Consider the following 12,214-nt stretch of genomic DNA (forward strand, 5'->3'; position numbering starts at 1 on the left):
CGTTTATTATGTTAGGATATTATATGACACTTGTTTTATTCAGAAAGGAATGACAATGTTGAAAATCGTTGAAAACACTTCTGATCTTATAGGAGATACTCCGCTTGTGAGATTGAATCGGCTTCAGCCGGAAAACGCAGCACAAGTCTATTTAAAACTTGAATTTTTCAATCCAAGCGGCAGTGTGAAAGACAGAGCCGCTTACAATATGATCATAGAAGCAGAACAAAACGGCTTACTCAAGCCTGGCTCAGTTATCATTGAGCCGACCAGCGGAAATACTGGAATCGGACTCGCCATGAATGCGGCGGCTCGCGGCTATAAAGCGATTTTAGTAATGCCCGATACAATGACGAAGGAGCGGATCAACCTCCTCAAAGCCTACGGTGCAGAGGTTGTGTTAACTCCCGGATCGGAAAGAATGCCCGGCAGCATAAAAAAAGCAAAAGAGCTCGCCGAACAAATTCCGAACAGCTTCATTCCAATGCAGTTTGATAATACTGCTAATCCTGATGCGCATCGAAAGACAACTGCTCTTGAAATTGCCCGGGCAATAAAAGAAATCGGAAAACCGCTAGGCGCTTTTGTAGCTTCTTCCGGTACTGGCGGAACCATTACAGGAACCGGTGAAGCGCTAAAAGAACTGTTTCCGGATATTTTGGTTCATGTTGTCGAGCCTGCGGGGTCCCCGGTATTATCTGGCGGAAAACCGGGTGCACATAAGCTGGTAGGGACAAGCCCAGGCTTCATTCCTCCCGTTTTAAATCAAGATGTGTATGATGAAATTATCAAAATTACTGATGAGGATGCGTATACGACAACCAGACGCCTTGCTGCGGAGGAAGGAATTCTCGTCGGGCCTTCTTCAGGCGCTGCCTGCTTCGCAGCGATTGAAGCAGCCAAACGTCTCTCTCCTGATCAAGTTGTTGTCTGTATGACAGCTGATACCGGAGAACGCTATTTATCAACTGATTTATGGTCATTTGTGTAAAAAAAGGACTGGCTTCAGAAGAAGCCGGTCCTTTTATTTTGCAAGTTCGTAGATGGCCTGCGCATATAAAGCAGTCGCTCTGAGGAGGTCATCAATTTCAATATATTCGTCCTTTTGATGCGCACTGTCGGGACGTCCGGGGAACAGCGGTCCGAATGCAACGCCGGCCTCCAAAGATCTCGCGTAAGTTCCCCCGCCGATTGAAATTAAATCAGCTTTTTTGCCCAATTGGCCTTCATATACCTTTTGCAGCGTTTTGACTAGCGGATGGTCTGCTGATACATGATGGGGCTTGCTGTCTTTAAATTCTCCAAGCTCAAATTCACTTGCGCTTTCAAATGCATCGCGGATCATTTTGCTTTCTGCTGTTACAGGATAGCGGATATTGATTCCGAGCTCGCCTCCTTGCCCTTCTGTATAGCGCAGTGTTCCGACATTTAATGTCAGCTCTCCGCTAATGTCATCCTCACAGGCGATATTCAGTTTCTTTCCTCTTGTATCATCTGAGAATTTATCTGTCACAACTTGAACAAAACGCTGTCCTGCTTCATCCAGCTCAGTTTGGCTTAAAAATTCTGCCAGTTTGATGCCGGCATTCACTCCATTGTTTGGTTCCATCGCATGGCAGGAAAGTCCGTGCATGCGCAATATCAGCTGACCGTTCTCAATCTCAGCTGCACCTTTTTGATCCGTCACGCGGAGCATGTCTTGAAATGAGGCAAGAACCTCTTCTATATTTGATCCTTCGAGAACGGCTTCCGCAGCGTCTGGCACCATGTTTAAGCGAAGACCTGATGTAAACGAGGCAAGAACTGTTTCTGAAGCGGCTTTATTTGTATGGTGGTGCGGGATGAGAAGTGAAGCATCAATAATCCCTTTTTCCGCGTTAATAATCGGGAAGTCAGCATCTGGCGCAAAACCGAGAGTCGGCATTTCTTCGTGCTTGAAATAATGCTCCACACATCTCCAATCACTTTCTTCATCTGTTCCGATAATGATTCTGACACGTTTGGACAGCGGCAGATTCATGTCTTTGACGATTTTCAGCGCGTAGAACGCAGCCATCGTCGGACCTTTGTCGTCAATGGCACCCCTTGCATAAATCCGTCCGTTTCGGATGTCCGCTGAAAACGGGTCACTTGTCCATCCGTCTCCGGGCGGTACAACATCAACATGGCATAGAACGCCGACAATGTCTTCACCCTCACCCCATTCGATATGACCGGCGAACCCGTCAAGATTTTTTGTGGTAAATCCTTCTTTTTCTCCAAGCTCAAGCAAAGAGGTCAAGCTGGCATTTACCCCTTCTCCAAATGGTTTGCCGGGCCCGGCTGTTGACTCGTCCATTACACTGTTGATTCTCAAGAATTCCTGCGTATCGCGAATCAAATCATCTTTTTTTCTGATCACTTCGACTTCCCAGTTCATAACGATCCCCTTTCTGCAATAAATCACTTGCAAAAACTAAATAAAACGAATAATATTAATGGTGTTTTGTTAAAACGTTCGTAATTGGAGGATACTATGTTTCATCTAAAAGAGCAGCAAACATCGATTAAACAAGAAATCATAGCTGGACTGACGACCTTTTTCACGATGGTCTATATTGTAGTGGTGAATCCGGTTATTTTAGCTAATGCCGGAGTTCCTTTTGACCAGGTCTTTACCGCAACGATTATCGCCTCCATTGTCGGAACGCTGTGGATGGCCCTGGCTGCAAATTATCCGATTGCCATTGCGCCCGGCATGGGCTTAAACGCTTACTTAGCCTATCACGTTGTAGGCGCAAGCGGCGGCGGCATCACGTACGCAACAGCTTTCAGCGCAGTATTCACAGCGGGGGTTCTCTTCATTATTCTATCGTTAACGCCTTTAAGAAAACAACTGATAGAAGCGATTCCAAACAATTTAAAATACGGCATCACAACAGGGATCGGGCTTTTTATTGCGTTTATCGGTTTACGGCAGGCGGGAATTATTACAGCTGATAAATCAAATTTGGTCACACTCGGCAACCTTCATTCGCCAGCGGTTACCTTAACGCTGATCGGCTTATTGATCAGTGTGATCTTGATGGTGCTGAATGTAAGCGGAGCGTTATTTATCGGAATGGCGGCTACCGCTTTGATTGCGTTTTTTACCGGCCAGCTGCATTTTCCTAAAGGCTTTATGTCTTTTCCGCATTTGCCTGAGGGATTGATTATTTCAAATCCGTTCTCCGCTTTTGGCGATGTGATCCATCACGGCCTGTACGCTGTCGTGTTTTCATTTCTGCTGGTAACGATTTTTGATACGACCGGTACAATGATCGGTGTGGCCGAGCAGGCCGGATTGATGAAAAACAACAAGCTCCCGAACGCGCGAAAAGCGCTGCTGGCTGATTCAACGGCGACCACAGTCGGTGCTGTTTTCGGCACAAGTCCGACAACCGCGTTTATCGAATCTTCAGCTGGCGTCGCAGCCGGGGGAAGAACAGGTCTTACGTCTTTCACTGTCGCGGTATTGTTTGCAGCTTCGATGTTTTTCAGTCCGCTTGTCAGCGCCTTATCCGGCATATCCGCCATCACCTCACCGGCTTTGATTATTGTCGGCAGCCTGATGATGGGTTCGGTGTCGAATATTAACTGGGAGGAGATGGACGAGGCATTTCCGGCATTTCTCGTTGTTCTGACCATGCCTCTTACATCAAGCATTTCCACAGGAATTGCCCTTGGCTTTATTTCGTATCCGATTGTGAAAGCAGCACGGGGAAAATGGAGAGACATTCATCCGCTCGTCCTTGTTTTTGCCGTTCTGTTTTTCATCCAGCTATTTATTCTATAACATACAGAAAACCCAAACGGCATCCGTTTGGGTTTTTATTTCATCAAAAAAGAGATAACGGCCGCTAAAAAGCAGCAGGAAACACAAGCATAGTGCAGCGTGTTCACACAGCTTTTTCTGGCCCGGTAATATTCGTCACTTTCCTTATCAGCTCCAATTAAGATCGGCGCATCCATCACTTTGTCAAAAATTAGCGAAAGCACGTAACGGCAAACACCTGTATAAACCAGCAGCGCCATCACCTTAAGAAAGATGGGGGAAACGACTGTTAAAATTGTAAAAGCCGACAAAAGCATATACAGATGCCTCGCATACTCCCCATTCCTCAGCATGACTTTAAAAAACAGTTCTTTATAGATTGTATACGTTGTCCGTTTCTTAAATATCCTTTTTGAATTCCGGAATAATAGTGGTTTTCTCCTCATCCTGTCCTTTACTCTCGGCATTCTCACATCCTGGCTTGTCATCATTACAAGACCTGCAAGAGTGAGCCTGATTTTTCTCTCCTCAAGCACCTCAGCCTCAAAAGCCGAAAACGAAGCCGTCTTTTTCAAACTGCGTATGTAAGCAAAAATAAAAAACATTACACCGACAAGCGAAAGCAAGTGCCACTCAGTAAAGGTAATCATGAGAAACGAACACGCAAAGAGCACAGCCTTGAGAATAAAGTCCGTGATCTGCCTCCAAATAGATCTTGGTTTTCTGATCCTTTCCTGCTTCAAAGATAAAAAGACCGTATGAAGACCGAATATATAGATCAATAGAGAAGCGCTTTCTGAAATCGTGACGCGAACAGAATCAATGATAAAGGGAAGTAAAAGAAAAAAGAGCAGGAGCCATTTGGCGAGCGTGAACAATAAGGAATACACCAATGCGTATTGTTTCATCTGGCGTATAATCGCTTTCTTTTGCAGTAAAAACACTTGGTCCGCTTCCAGTAAAAACGTATGTATGGAGCCTGTACAAACAATCAGTATACCGACAGCGTATAACCATCTCCATTCGACCCTCTCAGACCACTCGTAAAGAAGGCCGCTTCCGTTCGCCCACTCCACATACTGATAAATCACAAAAGCAAGCGCCGGCAGGACAATGTAGAGCGCAACCGTCCAATCAATGACAGCATGCAGCACCTTAAACTGATATCGATAAAAATCCAGCCATCTTCGAATAAAGAGAGACCGCCCCTTCATGCCTTTCCTCCTTGAATCGCCGTATAAAAACAGTCAAGCAATGACTGCCCGTCTAACCCTGTCTGCGCTTGAATATCCTTTAAAGTTCCATGAAGAAACAAAGAACCTTTATCAATCATGTAAAACCTGTCGCAGATTTTTTCAGCGGTATCAAGTACGTGTGTGCACATGAGAATGCCAGCTCCCCTTTCTTTCTCAGCCTTCAGCATGTCCACAAAGCGTTTTGTCGAAATCGGGTCAAGGCCGATAAACGGTTCATCAATCACATACATATCAGGCTTAGAAAGAAAGGCCTGAATCAGCATCAGCTTTTGCTGCATGCCCTTTGAAAATGTCACCGGCAGCTCATGCTTGACATGATCAAGCGAAAAGGTTTCAAGAAGACTTTGAGACCGATATTCGAATTCACTCTGATCAATGCCGTGCAAAGTGCTGATCAGATCGAGATGCTCCCACAGCGTTAATTCCTCATAAAAGGACGGGTGCTCTGGAATATAAGCAAACGAGCAATCATTCCAAGCGATAGTCCCTTTAAAGTCTTGCGAGAGGCCGAGTATCGCCTTGATGGCTGTACTTTTCCCAGCTCCGTTCGCTCCAATTAATCCGACAAGCTCCCCTTCTCTGACTTCCAATAAAACATCGGTGAGCACTTTTTTTCGGCTTGTATACCCTGCTTGCTCTATCGATGCTTCCAACAACATTCTCACTCTCACTCACCCCCTAAGTCACATACGAAACAGAATAAAAAAAGTTTCTTTAACCATAATAATATTGTGCTGCAGTACATAGTAATCCAACAAGGATGGCGGCCAAACTCAAATTGGAAAAAATTTATCATACTTATTCCTAGATTCACTGCGGCGAAATCGTGTATAATGAAGGCGAATTATTTAAACATTACAGATGTCTGCCTTAGTTGCTATTCGTACGCAGTTGATTTCGTGAGTTGTGGTTAGTCAAGTCCATCCGATCTTATGATAGGGAGTGGTTTTTTGAAACCTTCAACAAACCGTATGCTAACTCGAATTAAATCAGTTTACATGTTTATCCAAGAAAAAGGTCTTGTGACAACACAGGAACTGGTTGACGAATTCGGCATTACACCTAGAACGATTCAAAGAGACTTAAATGTGTTAGCATATAATGATCTTGTTCATAGTCCAAGCCGTGGCAAATGGGAGACAACGAGAAAGAAAGTAAAGATTACCTCATAACATTAAAAATTACATAGGGCCGCCCTGTGAGCGGCCTGATAGATACAGGGCGAGGACGTTCTCAGCCTTGTTTTTGTATGCTTATATATAATAAAAATCCCGCATGTGAGATGCGGGATTTTTTCATGCTTGCGGCTCGTTCAGCCTTTCAAGTTCTTCTTCTGTAAGCTCACGATATTCTCCCGGCGCCAGAGCAGGATCCAAGGATACGCGTCCCATTGAGAGCCGCTTCAGATAAATGACTTCATTGCCGACAGCATTTGCCATCTGTTTGACTTGATGAAATTTTCCTTCTGTTATCGTCAGATATATCACGGTATGCTCTTTGTCGTTTGCCTTTATTTCTGCTTGTGCCGGTTTTGTTTTGTAGCCGCCTTCAATAAATACCCCATTCTCTAAGCTGGTGATATCTTCTGGCGAAATTTGCGACTTTAAGTGGACTTCATACGTTTTCGGAACATGCTTTTTCGGCGATAGCAGCCTGTGAGCGAGCTGACCGTCATTTGTCAGCAAAAGAAATCCTTCTGTATCCTTATCTAGCCGGCCGGCAGGAAACGGCTCAAATCTAAGTTCATCCGGCGTCAGCAAATCGACCACTGTCTTTTGCCGGCTGTCCTCAGTCGCTGACAGCACGCCCTGCGGTTTATTCATCATGATATAAATAAACTCGCGGTAATCAATCGGCTCGCCATAAACGGTCACCTCCTGTGCATCAGGGTCCACGTGTGCCTTGACATCTTTTGCCGGCTTTCCGTCGACCATGACGGCTCCCGCTTTTACAATCAATTTGACCTCTTTTCTCGAGCCATACCCGCTGTTGGCAAGCAGCTTATCTAGTCTCATGCCAATCTCTCCTTTCTATAAAAGAAAGCCCGCATCAAGCGAGCCCTCTCGTTTCAACATATTCTGTTACTCAGCGGCATGTCTGCCTTTCTTTAAGAACCCCGGTAAACGGCGGCCGAATATTTTCTGTAAAAAACCTAAACGATAAGCGCAATACAGGTAGACAGCTCCGCCAATCACAGCCGCAATCAGCACGACGATCGCAGCGTGCAGCTGGCCATCCTCGAAGGAGATGAAAAAGCTTAACACCCACTGGACGACTTTAACGGCTATCCCCATCACTGCTGACAAGAGCAGCATCAGAAGGCCCCGCTTCACTAATATTTTGTACGAATAGCCGGCATGCCGTTTGATCATGGTAAATCCGTATATCAGTGAGGCAGTATACCCGAGTGCCGTAGCTAAAATAGCGCCGTCAGCCTGCATCAGCTTAATCAGCGGGACATTCAGCACAAGTTTGATCACGACACCGATCACCAGACTGACAACCGCAAATTTTTGCTTATTGATGCCTTGCAAAATGGCGGCGTTGACAGTAAACAAAGAGAACAAGATCGCAACCGGCGAATACCAAAACAGGATGTCTTTCCCCAATTCTGGATGAAGGCTCTCTGATCCATAAAAGAACGTATACACAGGACCTGCTAATACCGATATACCGACAACAGCCGGAATAATTAAAAACAGGATCGTCTGCATCGACTGGTTGATCTGCTGATTTAACAGCTTGTAGTTTCTGCTTGTAAACGATTCTGTGATCGTCGGAATTAAGGTCAGTCCGAATGCCGTCGCTAGAGAAACCGGGATCATCACGAGCTTCTGCACGTAAAGTGTCAGAATGGCCATCATGTCCTGACTGATCGCTTGATGCCCCGCTTCAATCATCGCTTTGTTAAACGTATTTGTATCAATATAGTTATACAAAGGGATGGCTAGTCCGACAAACACGTAGGGAGCGGCATAGCTGAAGAGCTCGAAAAACATTTTCTTGTAGCTTAAATCTGCTGTAGGCCCCGTATTCGGCATCATCGCCAGCAGATTGCCTTTTCGCTTGTTCCAATAAATATACAATACGATCAGCCCGCCGAAGGCACCGATCAGCGCTGCGAAGGTTGCATAACCGACAGCGATCACAAGGCCGCCGTTTATGACTTTCAAAATCAAGAAGGTAGCACTCAATAAGAAGATAATACGGACAATCTGCTCAACAACTTGAGAGACAGCCGTCGGCCCCATCATTTGATGACCTTGGAAAAATCCGCGCACAAGACTCATAATCGGCACAACTAAAAGCGCTAAGCTGACCATGCGGATGACATATACGACATGATCAATCGTCAAACCGTTATTATCTTTGCCCCCTAGCGATATTTCAGCAAAAAACGGAGCAGATAAATATAATATGAAAAAGGCAATCATTCCCGTTACAAGCATAACCGACATGCCCGCCTTCAGCATTTTTCTGCTTGTTTCATAATCCCCTTTGGAATTATATTTGGAAACAAATTTAGAAACGGCGGCTGGAAAGCCCATTGTGGCAATGTTCAAAAATAAAGTATATTGATTGTATCCGTATTGAAATAACGCACCGCCTGTCGCTCCGACCATGATGCTGAAAGGAATTAAATAAACCATTCCCAGTATCCGTGAAATATATGTACCGAGCGTTAACACAAACGTGCCTCTTAACAGTTTGCTTGACATGTTTCCTCATCACCATTTTCTACGAAGATTCAACTTTTCTATTTTACCACAAATGGGCATATAGACGGTAATAAATACAAAAGCAATCTCAGGGAAGAATACAAGTTTGCGGCAAAATACGTTTAAGCAGAACCTGTCTTTCGCTATAATAGTACTGCGGACAGCGTTCCGCACACGAAATGTAAAAAGAAAGTTGATGATAAAGATGAAGCAGTATGACGTAATTGTAATCGGTGGAGGCCCTTCAGGTCTGATGGCTGCCATAGCAGCCGGGGAACAGGGCGCTGACGTTTTGTTAATAGATAAAGGAAACAAGTTAGGCCGCAAACTTGCCATATCCGGTGGCGGCCGCTGCAATGTGACGAACCGCCTTCCTGTCGAAGAAATTATTAAGCACATCCCCGGCAACGGCCGTTTTTTATACAGTGCGTTTTCCGAATTTAATAATGAGGATATTATCAAGTTTTTTGAAAATCTCGGGATCAAACTGAAGGAAGAGGATCACGGCCGGATGTTTCCGGTGACAGACAAAGCGCAAAGTGTTGTCGACGCGCTGTTAAACAGGCTGAAACAGCTGCGTGTGACGATTAGAACGAACGAAAAAATCAAATCTGTTACATATGAAGATGGACAGGCGGCAGGCATTGTGACGAATAATGGCGAAGTGATTCATAGTCAGGCAGTCATTATCGCGGTTGGCGGAAAAAGCGTTCCCCACACCGGCAGCACGGGTGACGGCTATGAATGGGCCGAAGCCGCAGGCCACACAATAACAGAGCTGTTCCCGACAGAGGTGCCCGTCACATCTGCCGAGCCGTTTATTAAGAAAAAAACACTGCAGGGTTTATCGCTCAGAGATGTCGCCGTCAGTGTGTTAAACAAAAAGGGCAAAGCCATTGTCACACATAAGATGGACATGCTGTTTACACATTTCGGCCTCTCAGGCCCCGCCATACTCAGGTGCAGCCAGTTTATCGTGAAAGAGCTGAAAAAACAGCCGGAAGTGCCCGTCAGAATTGATTTGTTTCCGGATATCAATGAAGAAACGTTATTCCAAAAGATGCACAAGGAGCTGAAGGATGCGCCGAAAAAAGCGTTAAAAAATGTGCTGAAGCCTTGGATGCAGGAGCGCTACCTCCTTTTCCTGCTCGAAAAAAACGGCATTTCGCCAAACATATCATTTTCTGAGCTGCCGAAGGAGCCTTTCAGACAATTTGTCAAAGACTGCAAGCAATTTACCGTTCTCGCAAACGGCACGCTGTCACTTGACAAAGCGTTTGTCACAGGAGGCGGTGTATCGGTGAAGGAGATTGACCCGAAAAAGATGGCGTCTAAAAAAATGGACGGCCTGTATTTTTGCGGCGAAATCTTAGATATTCACGGTTATACAGGCGGATACAATATTACATCTGCGCTCGTCACAGGCAGACTTGCCGGACTGAATGCCGGACGATTTTCCCTTACTTAAACACGAGATTTCCCAAACACTTACAGCATGCCGGACATTTGAAAATTTCCCGCAAAAATGATAGGGTGAGATTTGTTTTGTTTCACCTGATTGCGGGGTAATTTACAGGAAGGAATGATCTGCCATCGTACGACCATACTAAGCCTGCGAGGAAGATATAGGCGTACACAAAAAAGTCAGAGGGTGAGAATGTTTGAAGAATATTTCTAGTGTATTTTGGATTGTGATTGTCATCACAGCCGCTGCCGTTTTGTGGGGCGTTATTTCTCCGGACAGCCTGCAAAACGTGTCTCAATCGGCACAATCGTTTATAACAGATTCATTTGGTTGGTATTATCTATTAGTTGTCTCTTTGTTTGTCGGGTTCTGTCTCTTTTTAATTGTCAGCCCGATTGGAAAAATTAAACTGGGGAAACCGGATGAAAAACCGGAATTCGGGTTATTATCTTGGTTTGCCATGCTGTTCAGTGCAGGCATGGGAATCGGCTTAGTATTCTATGGTGCGGCTGAACCGATCAGCCATTACGCAATTAGCTCTCCATCAGGTGAAACAGAAACCCCCCAAGCCTTCAGAGATGCGCTCCGGTACACGTTTTTCCACTGGGGACTGCACGCTTGGGCCATTTATGCCGTCGTGGCATTATGTATCGCATATTTTCAATTCCGCAAAGACGCGCCTGGATTAATCAGCAGCACACTGACTCCGATTCTCGGCGATAAAGTAAACGGCCCGATCGGTAAACTGATTGACTGTATCGCTGTTTTCGCTACAGTTGTCGGCGTTGCAACGAGTCTGGGGATCGGCGCAACTCAAATTAACGGCGGATTGAATTACCTATTCGGAATTCCGAATCATTTTATCGTTCAATTGATTTTGATTGTTATTGTAACAGTGCTCTTTTTACTATCGGCTTGGAGCGGACTCGGAAAAGGCATTAAGTATTTAAGCAACACCAATATGGTACTAGCCGGATTGCTGATGCTGTTTATGCTGGTTGTCGGACCTACCGTTTTGATCATGAACTCACTTACAGATTCAATTGGGCAGTATATTCAAAACATTGTTCAAATGAGCTTCAGACTGGCGCCGAACGATCCAGGCAAACGTGAATGGATCAACGGCTGGACGATTTTCTATTGGGCATGGTGGATTTCCTGGTCTCCATTTGTCGGCATTTTCATCGCTCGTGTATCCCGAGGCCGGACAATCCGTGAATTTTTGATCGGCGTCCTGGTGGCACCATGTATTTTGGCTTTCCTATGGTTCTCCATTTTCGGTGTTTCCGCAATGGACCTTCAGCAAAAAGGTATCTTTAATGTGGCGAAGCAGTCTTCCGAAACGATGCTGTTCGGAACACTGGATCACTATCCGCTGACAATGATCACGTCTATCCTGGCATTGATTCTGATCGCCGTGTTCTTTATTACATCAGCTGATTCAGCGACATTTGTCCTTGGTATGCAGACGACATACGGTTCATTAAACCCGGCTAATTCAGTCAAACTCAGCTGGGGTATCATTCAGTCTGCTATGGCAGCTGCGCTCTTGTATTCCGGTGGACTTGCTGCTTTGCAAAACACAGCGATTTTGGCGGCACTGCCGTTTTCAATTGTTATCCTGCTCATGATTGCTGCTCTTTATAAAGCATTGGCAAGAGAACGAAGAGAAATCAGAGCAGCAGAGAAATTCCAGAAACCGAGAAGCCCAAGAGTGAAAAAGGCTTAACCATAAAAAAGATCTTCCCGCAGTACGCGGAAAGATCTTTTTTATTTTCGATATAGAATGAGTGCGGAAAAACAGTAGAGCTGCTCGCCTTCAGGGTCGCACGCCGCTGAAACCGTATATTTGATATCAACCAGCTGCTCTTCCGATATTCCTTTTAAAAACGAATTGATCTCCGTTTGTAAATCTTTTTCATGCTCTTCATCAAACACTGCCACCTTCAGCATTTATCCGCTCTCCTTTCTCTATCACTCT

11 protein-coding genes are annotated in these 12,214 nt (G+C 45.2%); 5 read left to right on the forward strand and 6 right to left on the reverse strand.

Features of this window, described 5'->3' with window-relative positions:
* The first annotated feature begins 55 nt into the window (after positions 1 to 55).
* Entirely contained in the window at positions 56 to 991 is a 936-nt protein-coding gene (gene cysK / locus HC660_RS15005) for a cysteine synthase A (protein WP_029441392.1), read from the forward strand.
* 33 nt (positions 992 to 1,024) lie between these two features.
* On the opposite strand, the gene pepV is transcribed toward cysK, so the two are convergent.
* Positions 1,025 to 2,419, reverse strand: coding sequence for a dipeptidase PepV (gene pepV / locus HC660_RS15010; protein ID WP_168748547.1), 1,395 nt, complete (start codon positions 2,417 to 2,419; stop codon positions 1,025 to 1,027).
* Between the two features lie 96 nt (positions 2,420 to 2,515).
* On the opposite strand from pepV, the gene HC660_RS15015 reads away from it, so the two are divergent.
* Positions 2,516 to 3,814 (forward strand): NCS2 family permease, encoded by a 1,299-nt coding sequence (locus tag HC660_RS15015; RefSeq protein WP_168748548.1) that lies wholly within the window; start codon positions 2,516 to 2,518, stop codon positions 3,812 to 3,814.
* A gap of 35 nt (positions 3,815 to 3,849) precedes the next feature.
* Here HC660_RS15015 and HC660_RS15020 read toward each other — a convergent pair whose 3' ends face one another.
* Together HC660_RS15020 and HC660_RS15025 are read right to left on the reverse strand one after the other, a co-directional pair.
* Entirely contained in the window at positions 3,850 to 5,007 is a 1,158-nt protein-coding gene (locus tag HC660_RS15020) for an ABC transporter permease (protein ID WP_168748549.1), read from the reverse strand.
* Positions 5,004 to 5,714 (reverse strand): ABC transporter ATP-binding protein, encoded by a 711-nt coding sequence (locus tag HC660_RS15025; protein WP_168748550.1) that lies wholly within the window; start codon positions 5,712 to 5,714, stop codon positions 5,004 to 5,006. The genes HC660_RS15020 and HC660_RS15025 overlap by 4 nt, the downstream gene beginning before the upstream one ends.
* Before the next feature lie 285 nt (positions 5,715 to 5,999).
* Here HC660_RS15025 and HC660_RS15030 point away from each other — a divergent pair, with 285 nt between their 5' ends.
* Positions 6,000 to 6,221, forward strand: coding sequence for a DeoR family transcriptional regulator (locus HC660_RS15030; RefSeq protein ID WP_003152337.1), 222 nt, complete (start codon positions 6,000 to 6,002; stop codon positions 6,219 to 6,221).
* Positions 6,222 to 6,344: 123 nt separating this feature from the next.
* Here HC660_RS15030 and HC660_RS15035 read toward each other — a convergent pair whose 3' ends face one another.
* Both HC660_RS15035 and HC660_RS15040 read right to left on the reverse strand, forming a co-directional pair.
* Positions 6,345 to 7,064: a pseudouridine synthase gene (locus HC660_RS15035; protein ID WP_010331529.1), complete on the reverse strand. Its 720-nt coding sequence runs from the start codon at positions 7,062 to 7,064 to the stop codon at positions 6,345 to 6,347.
* 66 nt (positions 7,065 to 7,130) lie between these two features.
* Positions 7,131 to 8,768: a lipid II flippase MurJ gene (locus HC660_RS15040; protein ID WP_168748551.1), complete on the reverse strand. Its 1,638-nt coding sequence runs from the start codon at positions 8,766 to 8,768 to the stop codon at positions 7,131 to 7,133.
* A 205-nt stretch (positions 8,769 to 8,973) separates the two neighbouring features.
* Between HC660_RS15040 and HC660_RS15045 the strand changes: the two genes are divergently transcribed.
* Together HC660_RS15045 and opuD are read left to right on the forward strand one after the other, a co-directional pair.
* Complete coding sequence (locus HC660_RS15045) at positions 8,974 to 10,236, forward strand: BaiN/RdsA family NAD(P)/FAD-dependent oxidoreductase (RefSeq protein WP_168748552.1); 1,263 nt, start codon at positions 8,974 to 8,976, stop codon at positions 10,234 to 10,236.
* Positions 10,237 to 10,429: 193 nt separating this feature from the next.
* Positions 10,430 to 11,962 carry a glycine betaine transporter OpuD gene (gene opuD / locus HC660_RS15050; RefSeq protein ID WP_069487046.1) on the forward strand — a complete coding sequence of 511 codons (1,533 nt, stop codon included), beginning with the start codon at positions 10,430 to 10,432 and terminating at the stop codon, positions 11,960 to 11,962.
* Between the two features lie 41 nt (positions 11,963 to 12,003).
* Here opuD and HC660_RS15055 read toward each other — a convergent pair whose 3' ends face one another.
* Positions 12,004 to 12,186, reverse strand: coding sequence for a sporulation protein Cse60 (locus HC660_RS15055; RefSeq protein WP_003325003.1), 183 nt, complete (start codon positions 12,184 to 12,186; stop codon positions 12,004 to 12,006).
* Positions 12,187 to 12,214: the final 28 nt, after the last annotated feature.

Source organism: Bacillus mojavensis, assembly GCF_012648005.1.
Taxonomy (GTDB): Bacteria; Bacillota; Bacilli; order Bacillales; family Bacillaceae; genus Bacillus; species Bacillus mojavensis.

Coding starts and splice junctions, on each gene's coding strand:
- HC660_RS15015 (WP_168748548.1), top strand. CDS start 2,516: ATGTTTCATCTAAAAGAGCAGCAAACATCGATTAAACAAGAAATCATA.
- HC660_RS15040 (WP_168748551.1), bottom strand. CDS start 8,768: ATGTCAAGCAAACTGTTAAGAGGCACGTTTGTGTTAACGCTCGGTACA.
- HC660_RS15055 (WP_003325003.1), bottom strand. CDS start 12,186: ATGCTGAAGGTGGCAGTGTTTGATGAAGAGCATGAAAAAGATTTACAA.
- pepV (WP_168748547.1), bottom strand. CDS start 2,419: ATGAACTGGGAAGTCGAAGTGATCAGAAAAAAAGATGATTTGATTCGC.
- cysK (WP_029441392.1), top strand. CDS start 56: ATGTTGAAAATCGTTGAAAACACTTCTGATCTTATAGGAGATACTCCG.
- HC660_RS15020 (WP_168748549.1), bottom strand. CDS start 5,007: ATGAAGGGGCGGTCTCTCTTTATTCGAAGATGGCTGGATTTTTATCGA.
- HC660_RS15035 (WP_010331529.1), bottom strand. CDS start 7,064: ATGAGACTAGATAAGCTGCTTGCCAACAGCGGGTATGGCTCGAGAAAA.
- HC660_RS15045 (WP_168748552.1), top strand. CDS start 8,974: ATGAAGCAGTATGACGTAATTGTAATCGGTGGAGGCCCTTCAGGTCTG.